Annotated in this window: 14 protein-coding genes and 5 pseudogenes; 10 read left to right on the top strand and 9 right to left on the bottom strand. The window is 35.9% G+C overall.

Going from position 1 to position 15908, the window contains the following annotated elements; translation table 11 throughout:
* Positions 1–29 precede the first annotated feature (29 nt).
* From MKX65_RS13265 to MKX65_RS13255, 4 genes and pseudogenes are all read left to right on the top strand, one after another.
* Positions 30–242 (top strand): helix-turn-helix domain-containing protein, encoded by a 213-nt coding sequence (locus tag MKX65_RS13265; RefSeq protein WP_340903962.1) that lies wholly within the window; start codon positions 30–32, stop codon positions 240–242.
* Positions 243–329: 87 nt separating this feature from the next.
* Positions 330–818 carry a site-specific integrase gene (locus MKX65_RS27115; protein ID WP_445677917.1) on the top strand — a complete coding sequence of 163 codons (489 nt, stop codon included), beginning with the start codon at positions 330–332 and terminating at the stop codon, positions 816–818.
* Between the two features lie 87 nt (positions 819–905).
* A complete protein-coding gene (locus tag MKX65_RS13260; RefSeq protein WP_340903327.1) occupies positions 906–2183 on the top strand; it encodes an IS110 family transposase in 1278 nt (425 codons plus the stop codon).
* A gap of 382 nt (positions 2184–2565) precedes the next feature.
* Positions 2566–3066 (top strand): annotated as a pseudogene (locus tag MKX65_RS13255) (tyrosine-type recombinase/integrase); the annotation flags it as partial.
* Between the two features lie 146 nt (positions 3067–3212).
* Here the strand turns inward: MKX65_RS13255 and MKX65_RS27110 are convergent.
* From MKX65_RS27110 to MKX65_RS13245, 3 genes and pseudogenes are all read right to left on the bottom strand, one after another.
* On the bottom strand, positions 3213–3470 hold the full coding sequence (locus MKX65_RS27110) for a DUF5348 domain-containing protein (protein ID WP_445677951.1): 258 nt from the start codon (positions 3468–3470) through the stop codon (positions 3213–3215).
* Positions 3470–4270: an ExeA family protein gene (locus MKX65_RS13250; protein ID WP_340903961.1), complete on the bottom strand. Its 801-nt coding sequence runs from the start codon at positions 4268–4270 to the stop codon at positions 3470–3472. The genes MKX65_RS27110 and MKX65_RS13250 overlap by 1 nt, the downstream gene beginning before the upstream one ends.
* A pseudogene (locus tag MKX65_RS13245) lies at positions 4263–4763 on the bottom strand (Mu transposase C-terminal domain-containing protein); the annotation flags it as partial. The pseudogene MKX65_RS13245 and the gene MKX65_RS13250, both read right to left, overlap by 8 nt.
* Before the next feature lie 164 nt (positions 4764–4927).
* Between MKX65_RS13245 and MKX65_RS13240 the strand changes: the two are divergent.
* Positions 4928–6172, top strand: a complete 1245-nt coding sequence (locus MKX65_RS13240; RefSeq protein ID WP_340906251.1) for a site-specific integrase — start codon at positions 4928–4930, stop codon at positions 6170–6172.
* Positions 6173–6347: 175 nt separating this feature from the next.
* Here MKX65_RS13240 and tnpC read toward each other — a convergent pair whose 3' ends face one another.
* The 3 genes from tnpC to MKX65_RS13225 form a co-directional block, all read right to left on the bottom strand.
* Positions 6348–7916, bottom strand: coding sequence for an IS66 family transposase (gene tnpC, locus MKX65_RS13235; protein ID WP_340903960.1), 1569 nt, complete (start codon positions 7914–7916; stop codon positions 6348–6350).
* A gap of 90 nt (positions 7917–8006) precedes the next feature.
* Positions 8007–8360 carry an IS66 family insertion sequence element accessory protein TnpB gene (tnpB, locus tag MKX65_RS13230; protein ID WP_340903959.1) on the bottom strand — a complete coding sequence of 118 codons (354 nt, stop codon included), beginning with the start codon at positions 8358–8360 and terminating at the stop codon, positions 8007–8009.
* Positions 8350–8547, bottom strand: a complete 198-nt coding sequence (locus MKX65_RS13225) for a hypothetical protein (protein ID WP_340903957.1) — start codon at positions 8545–8547, stop codon at positions 8350–8352. Before MKX65_RS13225 ends, tnpB begins: the two co-directional genes overlap by 11 nt.
* A gap of 60 nt (positions 8548–8607) precedes the next feature.
* Between MKX65_RS13225 and MKX65_RS13220 the strand changes: the two genes are divergently transcribed.
* Together MKX65_RS13220 and MKX65_RS13215 are read left to right on the top strand one after the other, a co-directional pair.
* Positions 8608–9504, top strand: coding sequence for a tyrosine-type recombinase/integrase (locus tag MKX65_RS13220; protein ID WP_340903955.1), 897 nt, complete (start codon positions 8608–8610; stop codon positions 9502–9504).
* A complete protein-coding gene (locus MKX65_RS13215) occupies positions 9501–10520 on the top strand; it encodes a site-specific integrase (protein ID WP_340903953.1) in 1020 nt (339 codons plus the stop codon). Before MKX65_RS13220 ends, MKX65_RS13215 begins: the two co-directional genes overlap by 4 nt.
* An 80-nt stretch (positions 10521–10600) precedes the next feature.
* Here MKX65_RS13215 and MKX65_RS13210 read toward each other — a convergent pair.
* Both MKX65_RS13210 and MKX65_RS13205 read right to left on the bottom strand, forming a co-directional pair.
* Positions 10601–11383, bottom strand: a pseudogene (locus MKX65_RS13210) (DDE-type integrase/transposase/recombinase); the annotation flags it as partial.
* Between the two features lie 131 nt (positions 11384–11514).
* Positions 11515–12045, bottom strand: coding sequence for a hypothetical protein (locus MKX65_RS13205; RefSeq protein ID WP_340903952.1), 531 nt, complete (start codon positions 12043–12045; stop codon positions 11515–11517).
* A gap of 125 nt (positions 12046–12170) precedes the next feature.
* Here MKX65_RS13205 and MKX65_RS13200 point away from each other — a divergent pair.
* Positions 12171–12380: pseudogene (locus tag MKX65_RS13200) on the top strand (tyrosine-type recombinase/integrase); the annotation flags it as partial.
* A gap of 8 nt (positions 12381–12388) precedes the next feature.
* Entirely contained in the window at positions 12389–13474 is a 1086-nt protein-coding gene (locus MKX65_RS13195; protein WP_340903950.1) for a hypothetical protein, read from the top strand.
* A gap of 292 nt (positions 13475–13766) precedes the next feature.
* Here MKX65_RS13195 and MKX65_RS13190 read toward each other — a convergent pair whose 3' ends face one another.
* Complete coding sequence (locus MKX65_RS13190) at positions 13767–14882, bottom strand: IS4 family transposase (RefSeq protein ID WP_197200116.1); 1116 nt, start codon at positions 14880–14882, stop codon at positions 13767–13769.
* 141 nt (positions 14883–15023) lie between these two features.
* Here MKX65_RS13190 and MKX65_RS13185 point away from each other — a divergent pair.
* Positions 15024–15908 (top strand): annotated as a pseudogene (locus tag MKX65_RS13185) (tyrosine-type recombinase/integrase); the annotation flags it as partial.

Genomic DNA, 15908 nt, shown 5'->3' with positions numbered 1-15908 from the left:
CCACTAACAATTGGAGGTGCAGTTTTTGTATGACTAAATATTCATTCAAAGATAAATTAGAAATTCTATTAGGCTACAAGGAAGAAGAAACTTCTCAAAGCGAATATGCAAAAGAAAAAGGTGTTATAAAAGCACAATTTCAATATTGGCTACGCCTATACGAACTTCACGGAGAAGAAGGTTTACAATCAAGCTATACAAACTACACTACAGAGTTTAAATTAAATATACTACAATATTAGTAGGCTAATAAGTACAGAATGTCATTTCATTCTGTTATTTTTGTACATATTAAAGAGATAAACAATACTAGTTATTAATAGTTTAATATGTATAATTTATTAGAGGGATGTGATGAGAAAATGAGGGTACAAGAGGTATTACTTGATAATAATAAAAAAAGATACATTCTTTTAGACGAGGAAGGATTGCCAGTAGTTGAGGCAGTTAGATATTTAAAATATTTGGATTCTATAGGTAGGAGTATAAACACACAAAAGACTTATTGTTATGCATTAAAGCACTATTTTACATTTCTAAAAGAGTCGTCTCTTTGTATACCAGAAATATCGATTAATCTGTTAAGTGATTTCATAATTTGGCTAAAAAATCCTTATCATTCTATTAAGGTGACTCCAATAAGTGAAAGTCCCTCAAATAAAACTGCCAAAACAATAAACCTAATACTTACCGTCGTAACAAATTTCTACGATTACCTATATAGAACTGAACTATTACATACGGACATATCGGAAAAAATAAAAAAGAGTAGTTTTACTATAGGAGCATTCCTGTTAGAAGGATTTTCGGGGACTTGAACAAAAAAGAGCCCTCTTGGTATGATACGGGGTGTCAAATCGTGTACCGAAATGACCCCTAACTTAGTAAACCAAGGAGGACTCCATATGAATTTTAAACAAAACCAGAAGATAAATCAAGTCACCGAAAAAACACTTGTTGTTGGAATCGACATTGCCAAACGTACACATTACGCATGCTTTGTGGATGATCGTGGACGGGTGCTCCGAAAGTCATTCTCTGTTTCTCAATCTCGAGATGGGTTTGAGCTTTTCTATCAATGTGTTCTAAGTGAAATGAAAGAACAAGAGAAAACGGAAGTTATCGTCGGGATTGAACCTACTGGCCATTACTGGCTCAATTTAGCCTATTTTCTAGAAGAACGAGGCATCCCCCTAGTTATGGCCAACCCTATGCACGTCAAGCGATCAAAAGAGTTAGACGACAATCTACCAACCAAACATGATCGTAAAGATGCGCTAGTAATCGCTCGTCTTATAAAAGATGGACGCTTCAGTTATCCACGTATATTGAAAGACATGGAAGCCGAACTCCGTGTGGGCGCAACCTTTAGAAGTAAGTTGACAGAGGAACTTGGAGCTGTCAAAAATATGATGATTCGCTGGTTAGATCGCTATTTTCCTGAGTTTACCCAGGTGTTTCCGTCATTCGGAAAAATGGCTATGGCTGTACTTGAATGTACCCCATTTCCAAGTGATCTTCATCAGAAACAACCCGATGAAGTTTTAACTCTTTATCGTCAGGTTGAGGGACTCAAATCCCCCCAGAGACCGAAAGCAATGCGTCTCATTGAAGTCGCTGCTAACTCCATAGGAGTAACAGAGGGACGTGAGATGGCCCGTATTGAAATCGCCACACTCGTTCGCCGTTACCACCAGTTGGAACAAGATATTGAAAGTATTACACAGCACTTAGTTGAACTTACACAAACATCCGTAGAGTACGAATGGCTCTCAACGGTTCAAGCACTTGGAGATATCACAATTGTCGATTTATTAGCTGAAATCGGTAGCTTTTCACACTATAGAGATCCACGCCAAATCATTAAACTTGCGGGACTAACATTACGTGAAAATTCCTCTGGGCAGCATAAAGGACAAAAACGCATTTCCAAAAGAGGCAGAAGAAGGCTTCGCGCCCTCCTTTTCCGGGTAATGATGCCGATGATTCGCCATAATGAAGCCTTTAGAAAACTACATGAGTATTACACAAGCCGTAAGGATAATCCGTTACGCAAGAAGCAATCTATCGTGGTACTATGCGGAAAACTATTAAAAGTGTTACATGGAATATGTACAAAGCACAAAGCGTTTGACGCTCAGCGAATGATGAAGGATATTCCTAGTCTCGCAGAGGCTATGTAAAGTTCTACATCCCCTTAACAGACCTAGACAACAGGATGACACGGAGAAGCTGGCAATATTTTTTCCATTCGACCTTGAGTCCCTATAGGAGCTTCGCTAGCCTCTGCCTTATGACTAGACCGAACGAAGGAATGTAGGCACATTGATGCCCAGAGACATGGGAGGGTACGTCATCATAAGCTACGCAGAGATCCATTGTGCATCACATAATTCTCCAACACTACTTACCACTATTATCCAGTAGTGACCGCGTAGCGTACCCATGTGTTGGGATAGATTAACATAATATAAAAATATTGTTAGGGAACGTGTCGAAAAATATTTTTTTGACACCCCACCAACGGGGTAAACCGTTGATAGATCAACATTTATAGAGGGAGGGTCGAAGTATAAAGACTTTCTTTACCATGTTAATAAAGGTAAAGATAATAAGAAAAATATTTTAAAGTTAAAGGTGCCTAAACAGAAAATAAAATTATTAACAAAAGAGCAAGTTGACACAATATACCAATCTACTATTAATATTCGAGATAGACTGCTAATTAAACTATTATTTGAAACTGGTTTTAGAATTGGCGAGGCTCTTTCCCTGTACCTAGAGGATTTTAAATTTGATCATAAAAACGGTCATAGGATCTGCTTAACAGACAGAGGAGAACTTGTAAATGGAGCTAAGTTAAAATCAGGTGAACGGACTATTTATGTCTCTCAAGAATTAATGGATTTATATGATGATTATTTGTATGAAGTTGTAGATGAAATGAATGCAAAAACCAATTTTGTTTTTGTGAAGATTACCGGAAAAAACGTTGGACAACCCCTTAGCTATCAAGATGTGGGTTCTTTGTTTAGGAGATTAAAAAAGAAAACTGGGATTGATATACTGTAAACGAGCACATTATTCCAGACGCTGTTTTTCACTCTAACTCGGCGAAAAATCTGAAATAATGTGCTCTTTTTTTCACTTTATTCCGGAAAGTTCCAATTCTTGTTCATATTATTCCGGCTAAAACATTAAAACAAAAACCCCTAAAAAGGGGGATCAACTCGAAAATATTCTTGGATTTTTATTCGAATCTTATATATTTCTTGGCTATGAAGGATAAACATTACGTCGTTATTCAAAGTGACGAACCAATCTAGATCTTTCTCTAGACACGCTCTTAGGTATTGATTGTTGATTCGTATTTCAAAATGATAACCTTGGTCAATCCAATAGGAAGACTGCCCAATCCAAACTCTCCATTCTTGATCGCTATGATTGAAGACCAATATTCCTCTTTTCATCATAGTCTACTATCCTCAATGGCTAATCTTACGATTTCCTCATCAATCTGTTCTTTATTAAGTTGAGAACCAAACAATAGACTGTTAATGGTTAAAGTATTAATTACTCTTGGATATCCCTGTGACCTTAAGGTTATCGCTTCTTTTGCCGCCTCCGTAAATATTGGCATTTTTGCCCCAGCTATTTTCATATGGTGATCGATATAATTAGATACATCATCTTTTGTTAGTGGTTGAATCTCATATTTCATGATGATTCTCTGAGTAAGTGGTCGATGATGATTTAAGGCTAATCGAGTCTTCAAATGAGGTAAACCGGATAACACTAAAATAAACGGATTTGTAGAGTCCATCTGAAAGTTAAATAATAACGCTATATCCTGTAAAAATGCATCCTTTGCCATGTGCATTTCATCTAGTATAAAAACAGGTGTAATTCTTCGTTCTTCTACAATTCGCTCAATTCCTCGTTGAATTTGCCGGAAGAGGTCTACTTTCCGGAATTTTGGTTCTTCTCCTAATCCATAAGCTAAACCGCGATAAAAATCCATTACTCCTCCGGTTGAAAGGGGAAAATAGATTACTTGATATAATGAAGGGCTTAGGGAATCTTTAAATGACCGTAAGGTAAATGTTTTTCCTGCACCAGGTTCACCTAAAAGAAGACCGATACCTTTAGATTTTTCTAAGTATTTTAATGCGCTTAATGCCCCCTTATAGTCAGTAGAGGGGAACGCATCTGAAGGACGTATTTCTTTTGAAAATGGTGATTGGGCTAAGGAATAGAAGGATTTATACATTTTCTTCACCTTCTTTCAGTTCGGTCGATCCGCTTAATAAAAACGGGGATTGAACTCGTTTCGCCTGGGCGTTGACTTTGAAAGAAACTGGTATCGCTTCCGCCACCTTTTGATCATTTTCAAAAATAAAAACGCCTTGTTCATCAAACCTGACATCCACAGGCTGCCCGATAAATCTTGGAGGTACTTCATAAAGCTGCTTGTTTAATGTAATCGTTCCATCTGGTTTCACCTTCCGGTGTTCCCGTTTTAAGAAGATTGTTTCAAGAATAGCAGTATCCTCTAAAAATGACACTTCATGAAACTGGGAGTGAAAGACTTCATGAGGCGTTTTTCCTTCTAGAGATGAGTGAACTCGACGATGATAATCTTCCTCTAACCACCGCCAAAACCGTTCATTTAACTCTTCCAATGAGTGAACAGGGTCAGTTTGTAAAAGTGGATAAAACCTTGTTTGAATGGTCTTAAAGAGCCTTTCAATCTTACCTTTATTATGTAAAGCTTTTCATTAAAAAGGTAATGTAAAGAAAATGATAATGTAAAGTAAAGTAATAAAGTGCTTATATAGCAACGCTTCTTATTGTTTTACTTTACATTATCATCCTATATTTTATATAGGCAGAAGCCTAATAAAATATAGGGAGGTTTTTTAAATTGGTGAATAAAAAACAGCAATCACTTCATGAGCTTACAGCCCAAGTGCAGGATTTCTTGAAAGATCTTTCATACTCTAATGCAAGGATTAAATTTTATCAATGTGGCTGGGCAGTAATAGAGCAATTCATGCAAGAAAATGGTATGGAGTACTATGATGCAACAGTTGGTGACTCTTTTATTAGTAGTGTGTTAGGCAAAAAATCTTTTTCAGAACTTAACAGACGAGAAAAAGACAATATTCGTTGTATCAGCGTACTTACGGAGTATCAGACCACTGGAGTTATAAAATTTAGGTCAATTAAAAAATCTTACGATTTTGAAGGAGAAATCGGAGATTTTATTGTGGATTTTTTAGATTTTAGAAAATCACAAGGGCTGTCAGTGGACACATTAGATAGTAATAAAATTTATCTTTTCAGATTTTTAGTCTATCTTAACTCAAACAAAATTCTATCCCTATCAAAATTAGACAAAAAACACGTTCTAGGTTTTATTGGTAGTCTAGGATTCTATTCTAAGGCCACAATTCACTGTACTCTTTCTTCTTTAAGAAACTTTTTAAGGTTTTTATCTGATAATCGATTCACTGCTTACGATTTAAGTTATTTGGTACCTAAAAGTAGCTATAAAAAGGAAACTCACCTTCCTACCACTTATTCAAAAGATGAGGTTAAAAGCTTACTAGAATCAGTGGACAGAAGCAGTCCAAAGGGAAAAAGAGATATAGCGATGATATTATTAGCAGCTAGGCTAGGATTACGTGCATCTGACATTTGCGGTCTGAAGTTTGAAGATATTCACTGGGAAACTAACACTATCTGTCTAATTCAGAAAAAAACAAAGGAGAAAATAGAACTTCCACTCTTGGCTGAAATCGGAAATGCAATTATTGATTATCTGAAATATGGAAGGCCAAAGTCGGAATTGCACTATATATTTATTCGTGCTGGACAACCGTATGGCAAACTTGAGGAACCAACCCTACATAGTATTGTTTCCTTTTATTTAAAACGAGCTGGTATTAGTAACATTGATAAAAAGAAGCGTGGACCACATGCATTGCGCCATAGCCTCGCTGGAATATTATTAGAAAAGAAAACACCACTGCCAGTTATCTCGGAGGTTCTAGGACACACCAATACTGAGAGCACAAAAACCTATCTTAGAATTGATCTAGAATCACTTCGTCAATGTGCTTTGGATGTACCCCCACTAACATCGCCTCATTATCAGGGGGTGAATTAAATGGAATTCTACGGAGTTAATGCTCTACTTATTGAACAATATATTTCATTTAAAAGAAATTTGGGATATGCATTTGATAACAAATATACTGTAAGCCCGAATTATAAAAAATGCGCACCTACCGGTACGCATTACAAATAGCCGTAAATTCCGATTTTTTTAATCGAATTACGGCTTATTTCATATAAATTCTACATTCTGCCTGAATCATTTTTGACCAGGGCATATATCGATCTAAAATCTCAGGATTTTGATGGATGTTGAGATTTGGTAGATCCGTTAATAGTTTCTTTATGTATTCATAGAAATCAACACCGTTACTTTTGGCTGTTTCTGCGATACTCAAACAGATGGCATTCGCTCGAGCACCAGCTTCGCTGACCGAAAATAACCAGTTTTTTCGACCTATAACGTTTGGTCGGATGGCGTTTTCGGCTGGATTATTATCGATTTCGATGCGCCCATCATTCAAGAATGCTCTGAGTCCATTTGCCCTGTTCAATGTGTATTCAGCTGCCTTCGCGAGGGCATTTTTTCCGAAGAACGGTGACGTTTCAACCCATTCAAGGAATTTATCAACAATTGGTTTCGAGTATTTTTGGCGTTGTTTTCTGCGCTTACTCGGAGACAAATGTTTAAATTTCCTTTCGAGTCTATATAAATCATCACAAAAGCTTACACCCGTTTGGCCATTTTTGCTGTCAGCTTTCAACCAATAACGACGAACATGCGCAAAACAATTTGCGAAGGAAACACCTTCCAACTTGTCATAGGCAGAATAACCATCACAAATAATTGTTCCAGAAAAACCTTCTATGAAACTCTCAAGTACAGATCGAGCCCGTGATAAAGCACTTTGAAAGAGCGTTATTGGAGGACCTTGGCATGGAACACTTCGATAAACCCAGTTATAGGCATTGGTTTGACCAGATTTTCCGTCAGATCGGTTGATGATTTGGCTATAAGTTTCGTCAACATGCAATAGAGATTTAGCCATCATCACTCGCTTCATTCGTTCGTAAATAGGCATTAACCAATCGTGTGATGCACGAATGACCCAATTGGAAAGGTTCTTGTCATTGGTATTCAGGCCATAACGGTCCCATTCCTTTACCTGACGGTAAAGTGGTAGGTATTGTGAAAATTTATCATATATTACTTTGGCAAGTACGCTAGGACTTGCGATGCTTCGTTGAATAGGAGGCTGTGGTGCTTTACCACGTTTTATTTGCGCCTTGTGAAATGTATCGCCTTTACAGTCTATACATCCAAGAGCGTGTTCAACGTGTTGAATTTTCTTCATTTTTGCGGGAATAAATTCTGCCTCTTCTCGTACAATTGTACTGCCAATTTCAATCATTTGTCCCTGGCAACAGTCACATAGCGTGTTTTCAGGATAATAGTGAATTGTTTCTACTTCGATGTCATCATGTAATGAATCATTTCGTTTTTTCTTTTGAATATTTCGTACAACAGTGTAAGAAATCGTCTGTTGGCTTTGTTCTCCTGGGGGATCAGGATCATTAAAAGACGGATCATCTTCAAATAGTGACACTTGCCCATCCGGTGTATTGTACTTCGATTGTTCGGTTTTTGATCCATATAAAAGCTTAGTTAAATGGCGAACTTGCTCGGTTAACGCTTCAATTTGTTTTGATAAGTTTTTGTTTTGTTGATTCGAATGAGCCAATTGCTCTTCGAGCAGTTGGATTAATTTTTCATTCGTAGAAGAAGCGTTCGCCATATCATTCACCACTATTCGTTCAGTTTCGGTCTTTTTTATTATAACCAGCTCGAACAGTAGAATAAAGATAAAATTGGTAGCTTACTGAATTTAGAATACACCTTTTGATGATGGTTGGATCGCCTTTGGCTGCTGTAAGGATAATCCCTCAAGGAGCCATCGAACCTCCTGCTGAGAAAGTTTGCGTACTTCATTTTCGTCCTTAGGCCATTGCAGTTTACCTTTATCCAAACGTTTATAAAGCATGGCAAAGCCATCACCGTCGAAGTACAAACATTTATAGCGATCTTTACTCCACCCGGAAAATAAGAAAATCGAATCACTGTACGGATCCAGTTCGAAAGAATCCTGAATCAGTGTGGCCAATCCGTCAATACCTCTTCGCATATCGGTTCTCCCACAAATGATATAGATATTTTTCACACTTGTATAATCATGCTTCATTGCTCTTCAACTCCCTCATAACGGCCTGAATGATGCGCTCATCTACGCCGTTGAAGAAGGATATTTCAACGTTTGCCGTTTTGATCGTGCAAACGCTATTTGATGGAGTTGGAGAAGTGGGTGTAACGAAATCTTTATTTTCAGCGTGGAGTGAAACGGGGACGATCGTTAATTTTTGTTTTGGCATAAGAAAAAGCACCTCCTTTAATTGATACATGTATCGTACCAAGAGGAGCTGCAGGTTTATATGCGTTGTTTGATTGGGGGCTTACAATATACTTTTAAGATGTTCGATGATTTTACTGTTGAGAATGGAGCAACCTCTATCGGGTTGACTAAAGAATTAGCTATTAAATGGGCAGAAAAACGTCCAAATGAATCTGACGTTACAAGATACAAAAGGGTCAATACTATAATAAATTTTTCTATTTACTTGAATCAATTAGGTTACGAATCATACATTCCGAGGCAACTAAAATCCTATAAAACCACTTTTACACCATTTATCTTCTCAAAAGAAGAGCTAGAGTCATTCTTTCATGCGTGTGAAACCATTGAGATTAAAGGAGATACAACTATTAGGCAGATTCTCCCTGTTGTTTTTCGCTTGATTTATGGATGCGGATTAAGAGTGAGTGAAGCATTAAACCTTAAATGTGAAGATGTAAATCTCGATGAAGGCTACATTATAGTACGTGAAACAAAGAATGGCTGTGATCGAGTACTTCCACTTTCCGATTCATTAAAAAATGTGTGTTTTCAATACAAGAAGTATTGTTTATCAAAACAAATCCCTAGTGATTACTTTTTCCCACAGAAGTACAATAAAAAATATGCGTCCAATACTATATATAGGTGGTTTCGTAGAATCCTTTGGGAAGCTGGTATTCCCCACGGGGGTAGAGGAATGGGACCACGGGTACATGATTTAAGGCATACATTCAGTGTACACTCATTAGCGGAAACGTCCCGTAAGGGACTCGATCTATACTATTCTCTCCCTATTCTTTCTAAATACCTTGGTCACTCATCCTTAGAAGCTACAGATAAATATGTTAGGCTAACCTCGGATATGTATCCAGAATTAATCCAGGAGGTAAATAGTCTTTGTTCATATTTGTTTCCAGAGGTGAAACTGCCATGAAACCTACGGACTTTTCATATTATCTAACAGGATTTCTCTCTAAGTTTCTCCCAGGTGAAATTGGTGCGAGCAAAAATACCATTGCTTCTTATAGAGATACATTTATACTCTTTATTCGCTTCCTAAAGGACGAAAAGGAAATTTCTGTAGAGCAGTTAACCTTAAATAAGATAACTAAAAGTATAGTGGTGGATTATTTAGATTGGACAGAGGAAAAGCGACAATGCAGTACTTCAACTAGAAATGTACGACTTGCTGCTCTCCACTCATTCTTTAAATACCTGCAATATGAGAACCCAGATAATCTATTAGAATGGCAGAAAATCCTTTCTATTCCGGTCAAAAAAACAGAAAAGAAATCCGTTAACTATCTAACCCTTGATGGAATTAAACTACTATTAGAAATGCCGAATCTTAATACAGAAGCTGGACGGCGCGATTTAGCATTGATAACACTAATGTATGACACTGGGGCAAGGGTACAGGAAATTATTGACTTAACACCATCTATGATTAGATTCGACAAACCCTACACTATAAAGTTAATTGGTAAAGGGAACAAAGCTAGAATCGTGCCATTAATGGAGCCAACAATGCAGATTGTAAAAAAATACATGGAAGAGCAGAATCTTTTGCGAAATTCCGCTAACTTATATCCTTTGTTCTTTAATAAGAGAAAAGAAAAACTGACTAGGGCTGGTATAAATTATATTGTAGACAAGTATAAAAAATTAGCACGTGAGGAAAACAAGATTTTAATACCTGAGGTATTTTCCTGCCACTGTCTGAGACACTCTAAGGCAATGCATCTCCTTCAAGCAGGTGTGAATCTTGTTTATATAAGAGATATACTAGGTCACTGTTCAGTACAGGTAACAGAAATCTACGCGAAAACAGATTCAAAACAAAAAAGAGAAGCAATTGAGAAAGCTTATGTAGATGTGTCACCAACTGATGAACCGGTATGGGAAAAGAATGAAGGTTTATTGACTTGGTTGAAGACGTTTAATAAATAACTAACACTTGATAATGTAAAGTTTAACGAAACATAAACACCAATTTTTCTATAAAAAATGGTTGAACTTTACATTATCATTTTCTTTACATTACCTTTTGCCCTTGGATCGAACGGAGCTGTGTGAGCTAAAGTAACTCCAAGTCTTGCACATGCATATTGGAGTGTTTCAGATCGATAGATCTTTCCATTATCTGAATAAATCATTTTTGGTTTTCCTCTTCGAATAAGAGCTTCTTTCGTTACGACTCTTAATCCATCAAACTTTTCATCTGAGAAAAACTGCGCAAATGGAACTAGACGAGAACAATCATCAATATAAGCAATCAAAAAAGTCTTCTGTGCTTTCCCATTAATCCTGATATATGGCCCATGAGACAAGTCTCCTTGCCATAATACATTCACCTTTTCATGTGCGAACCGTTTTCTTTCTGGAATTGCTGAGTATTTCTTCTCTATTAGATTGTTTTTTTTCAGTAATCGATTTATAGTAGAATATGATATTTGGTTTTTTTGTATTTCTCCACGCGCCATTAGTTGTTCGTAGAACACACTAACGGGCATATGGAGATTTTTTTTTCTAGTTTCAATAATTTCATCCTGATCTTCAGGTGATAGTCTTCTTGAATCTCCTCGGTCCGCGCGGTTCTTTGGTTTTAATGCCTCAAAACCATTTCTGCGATAGTGAAGAAGCCATTCTTTTATTGTTTTTACTGCAATTTTCCGTTCCCCATAGTAAGGAACTGAATGAACTTTTCCTTCCAAATCATTAAGATACGTTTTGGTATCCACTTGCCCATTAAATAGAGGGGCAATGAGTCCAAAACGGAATAGAGCAATCTGTTCGCGTTCTTTTTCATTCATGGAAATATTCCTCCTTTGTAGAAGGACAACCGGTTATCCATGTTATTATTCTACTTTTTTTGTCATTTTCTGACGATGCAAAAGGTGTGTGGGACAAATAATATTTTTGTATCAACACAAATATGGTAGAATTAATTTGCCATAAAGTATGTTGATAAATGACCCCAGCTCCTTCGTAAGAAGGAGGATTCTCCAAAATCACGGATCATTTTCAAATATTTTATGGCCTCTTTTTTTCGATTGCTTGATAGTCCCGTTGAATGTCCGATATCGGTGAAAAAACTATGTACCCAATTTAGTTTCCTATCGTATCTCTCAAAATAGAATCTTAGTAATTGGCGGCTGCTATTGTTTTTCCTTTTTTGAATGAACTCCTGTATAAGGTCTAACACGGTTCTAATGGTGTGCTGAAAATAAGGGATAAAAAAATCTGGCAAGATAGATATACTCACTTTACAAATCAAACACTTCATTCGGCATATCGGAATCTTGATTGTTAATTCCTCAGTGATACCAAACCTCCAATAGTATCCATTTCTATGAACATTTCCATATGATATACACTTACAATTAGGACAATAATCAAGCTGAGGAAAGCTATTATTTTTCCCTCTATCAGCATATTCTTTTAAATCGATTCCAAAATCAAAAGATATCATCATAAAAAAACTTCACCCCCATAATATGCAAAAAATTTAGCACATTATCTCGGTAAAGTGTAGTTGTTTTTCCGAAGGAATTTGAAAAAATGGTGGTGTTTTCTGCAGAATAAAAGTGACTGTTTACAGATATACACCCTCACCAGCTAAGACACACACATGCCAATCTCTTTTATCAACAAACAAAAGATATTAAACAAGTTCAGGAGAGACTTGGGCATTCCCAAATACAAACAACAATTGACCTTTATCTGCATCCTAGTGATGAAGATATTCGTGCTGAATGGGAAAAAGCTAAATGGGCTTTTCAAATCGGTAATAATAAAGAAGAGGAGTAATTAATTTAGTGAATAAAAGTGTTACTAATAGAAACAGCCAATTTTTAAAATATATTGAGGAACTAAGTTCCTATGAACAAAAAGACTTTAAAGAAGATGGGTCCTTTATAATAAACAAAATTGAAAACCCATACTTTCTAAATGAAACTAGCTGGAATCTCGATATATTTAGTTCCATTTCAAATTTCAATGATGAATATAAACGTGCCTTAGGAAAAAGACAAGCTGGTCTTAAACTTTCCTTCTCTTTCAAGAATAGTAACCTATCAACTGAACTTAAGTATATCTATTATAAAAAAATATTTAACTATGAATGGGCATTAGTAACAACATTTGGGCATCAATCGACTTGTTTACGAAAGTTTACTGATTTTATAAATAAAGCTTACCCTAAAGTGAATTCCCTGTTAGAACTAGATCCAATTAGGACTGATATTAAATGGATTAATTACTTACAATCTAAAGGAATTAGGACTGAAAAATTAAATACGAACAAGGATACCGGATTATCATATGTAACTAAAACTCAAGCTGCAGGCTTTTTCAATTTAATTTTAAAATCTTTAATTACATACCTTGATGACAGAATTGAATGGGAAAAAGATAAATGGGATATGAGGAACTTATATAAGGATTACGGCATCGCCTATAATGAATCAAAAGCAAACTATTATATTCATTTTTCTTCAATAAAAAACCCCAACTTGAAAGAAGGATGTAAACAGTACATTAAACAACGACTTTTAAGTGGTCATAATTTTAGTACATCAGCAGCACAGTTGTATACCCGATATTTTCCGGGATTTATAAATTTAATAACAACATTAGAACCCGATTGGAATGATTTTCAAGAATTAACTCGCAATCATATCCTACAGTACATTGAATATTTAAATAGTTATACAAAAAACTTCACCCATAAAAAAGCTAATCCTGAAAAATATAAAAAAGAAGCGCTCAATTGTGTATCCAAATTTTTAAGGGATAGCCAAATGTACGAGTATGACTTTGCACCTAAAAAAAGTGTCTCAACTTTAATCTATCCTGAAGACAAACCAACTGAAAAAAAGAAACCATATGACCAAGTCGATTAAATTCCCGAATTTGTATTGGAGAAACTGTTTAATAATATTAATGAACTTCATCCAAATGTTCAGCCAATTACATGGATTGCTTTTAAGACAGGTCTTAGAATTTCCGATACTCTTGGGTTAACTCATGATTGTTTAGTTAAATTCACTAGTGTTGCATAAATAATGTCATAATTTTCAGTTTAATTATTGTTTCTATTTAGAGCCAAAAAGGTAAATGCCTAATTAAAGGTGGTTCTGTCCATTTGGAAATTTATTTACAATTAGACCTGTGCGACGACAACAAATTCGCTTATCAAGGGATGGCTTTTCCTTCAATCTTTCGAAGCCAGATATGCGCTGGTTTCCACAATGCAACCCTCAAATAACGGCTAATTTGTAAAGTTTTTCGCTTACTTCTTGTTTCAATTTGTACAAGTACATGTAGGCAAAAAACAATAAGCGCGATAAATACTTGATTTTGAATCGCCCATTCGCTCTGACCGTAGAACTTTTTGATGCTGAGATGTTGTTTGATCCATTTGAAAAACAATTCAATTGCCCAGCGTGATTTGTACATTTCTGAAATTTCATCTGCACCTAAATCAAACCTATTGGTGATTAAATGGAGCTCATTACCTTTTGAATCCAAGACCTTTAGCAGGCGAAAATAATTTTCAGCACGGTTTTGTGTCGTACCAATCAACACCATTTGATCCAATAAAACAGACGTATTTTCAGGTAGTTTAAAGTTGTAAACTTCACGTATTACAGCGTTTTTCCGTAGCCTTGAAAGAAAAAAGTAGCCATCATCGGTCATACGGTCAAAACGTTCATAATCTAGGTAACCACGGTCAAACACATACATGCATTCTTTATCATCTACCATGATTTCGAGCTGGCCACGGTCATGTTCTTTGGCAGTTGTCATAACGGCTTTTTCAGGGTAGGAAATTCCTTTTTCCATAAACACAAGACGCAGATGTAACTTCACTCCAGCCTTTGTTTTGCGGAAATTTGCCCATTTATGATTCGTCAAATTGAGTGGCAATGTGCTTGAATCTATGATTTTTAACGGCATCACAAGGTTGGTGTAGTGCGTTTTGACATGAATTTGGGACACTAAATCAAGAAAAAGCCTTTGAAATAGATCAGGATTCATACCATTTAGACGGCGTGACAGCTGAGAAATACTAATAGAATCAAGGTCAATTCCCTTTTGAAGCTGGTCATCGAAAAGACAATCGCCTAGGGCATGAAGGCTTTCAACTTCTTGTAGCTGCGCAAAAAGCAGTAATTTTAAGAACGACTCTGTCGTTAATTTTTTCGTATAGTAATCTAATTTCATCATTTTCACCTGTTCCTCAAATAATTGAAGATTTATTGGTGAAAACCATTGTCCAAATGAAGTTTTTGGTGTAATCTTGTCCATGAGTTGGTCCTTTTTTAGTGGATTTGGACGGGTTACCACCTGACTTATCCATTATAAAGGACTTTTTCTTTGCACAAAATAATAAAATTGAACATTTCAAATGTTTTTAATAGTTAATTTAAATTAATGCAACACTAGTGAGTTAAATTAAATGATAAATATCAAATTGTAACAGACATTGAAAAGACCTATGTTAAAGGTCATTCAATACCTATTGATGAACATTTAGCTAATATAATAGCTGTGTTAATTGATAGATCAAGACAAATGAGCAATGATGATAATAATCCGAAAAGATACATTTTTGTCCGTTATGTGGGTGCTAGAAAAGGAAAGCCCTACTATCAGCATTGGGTTGCAGAACAACTTAATATATTGGCCAGAAAGGTAAACATTGTAGATGAAAATGGCAACATATTTCACTTTACCAACCATCAATTTAGGCATACATACGCTATAAAAATGTTAAACAGTGGAACAGATATTTTAACGGTACAGGAGCTTCTGGCTCATGCTTCACCTGAAATGACTATGAGGTATGCACGATTATTAGACGGAACAAAAAGAGAGGCTTTTGAGAATGCGATAAATCAAGGTGTGTTTAGTTTTGATCTAGATGGAACAATGTATAATGTAAAAGAGAAAGAAAATGTTCCTGAGGATGTACTTGAGTGGTTATGGAGAGATCACAAACTAAGCGCAATAGATAATCCTTACGGTTCTTGCAGAGCTAGACTCAACGGTAATTGTCCCTATGCAGAAGAACCCCCTTGTTTAACCTGTAATGGTGGTAGTCCTTGTAAGGACTTAGCAGTTGGTCTATCTGATATGGATGTAGCCAAGTATGATATTCATATTGAATCAACAAAAAGAATGATTTTAATTGCTAAAGAATACGGAAGAGAGGAAATTGCTTTAAAAAACGAGAAAAATTTAGACAGATTATTAAACATATACAATACTATCAAATCAGGTAATATAGTGTTTGGGCGATTGGATAGATTGAAACGAAAACAAGGGGTATAA

The sequence above is a fragment of the Robertmurraya sp. FSL R5-0851 genome (assembly GCF_038002965.1).
Classification (GTDB): domain Bacteria; phylum Bacillota; class Bacilli; order Bacillales; family Cytobacillaceae; genus Robertmurraya_A; species Robertmurraya_A beringensis.
The sequence above is the reverse complement of the archived record's forward strand: the minus strand, read 5'-3'. Positions and strand labels throughout refer to the sequence as shown.

Bases quoted from the DNA above. Each gene is read 5' to 3' on its own strand.
- MKX65_RS13265 (WP_340903962.1), top strand. From the start codon at position 30: ATGACTAAATATTCATTCAAAGATAAATTAGAAATTCTATTAGGCTAC.
- MKX65_RS13190 (WP_197200116.1), bottom strand. From the start codon at position 14,882: ATGGACAAGATTACACCAAAAACTTCATTTGGACAATGGTTTTCACCA.
- MKX65_RS13250 (WP_340903961.1), bottom strand. From the start codon at position 4,270: ATGTATAAATCCTTCTATTCCTTAGCCCAATCACCATTTTCAAAAGAA.
- tnpB (WP_340903959.1), bottom strand. From the start codon at position 8,360: ATGAAGCATGATTATACAAGTGTGAAAAATATCTATATCATTTGTGGG.
- MKX65_RS13225 (WP_340903957.1), bottom strand. From the start codon at position 8,547: ATGCCAAAACAAAAATTAACGATCGTCCCCGTTTCACTCCACGCTGAA.
- MKX65_RS27110 (WP_445677951.1), bottom strand. From the start codon at position 3,470: ATGAAAAGAGGAATATTGGTCTTCAATCATAGCGATCAAGAATGGAGA.
- MKX65_RS13260 (WP_340903327.1), top strand. From the start codon at position 906: ATGAATTTTAAACAAAACCAGAAGATAAATCAAGTCACCGAAAAAACA.
- MKX65_RS27115 (WP_445677917.1), top strand. From the start codon at position 330: ATGTATAATTTATTAGAGGGATGTGATGAGAAAATGAGGGTACAAGAG.
- MKX65_RS13215 (WP_340903953.1), top strand. From the start codon at position 9,501: ATGAAACCTACGGACTTTTCATATTATCTAACAGGATTTCTCTCTAAG.
- MKX65_RS13205 (WP_340903952.1), bottom strand. From the start codon at position 12,045: ATGATGATATCTTTTGATTTTGGAATCGATTTAAAAGAATATGCTGAT.
- MKX65_RS13220 (WP_340903955.1), top strand. From the start codon at position 8,608: ATGCGTTGTTTGATTGGGGGCTTACAATATACTTTTAAGATGTTCGAT.
- tnpC (WP_340903960.1), bottom strand. From the start codon at position 7,916: ATGGCGAACGCTTCTTCTACGAATGAAAAATTAATCCAACTGCTCGAA.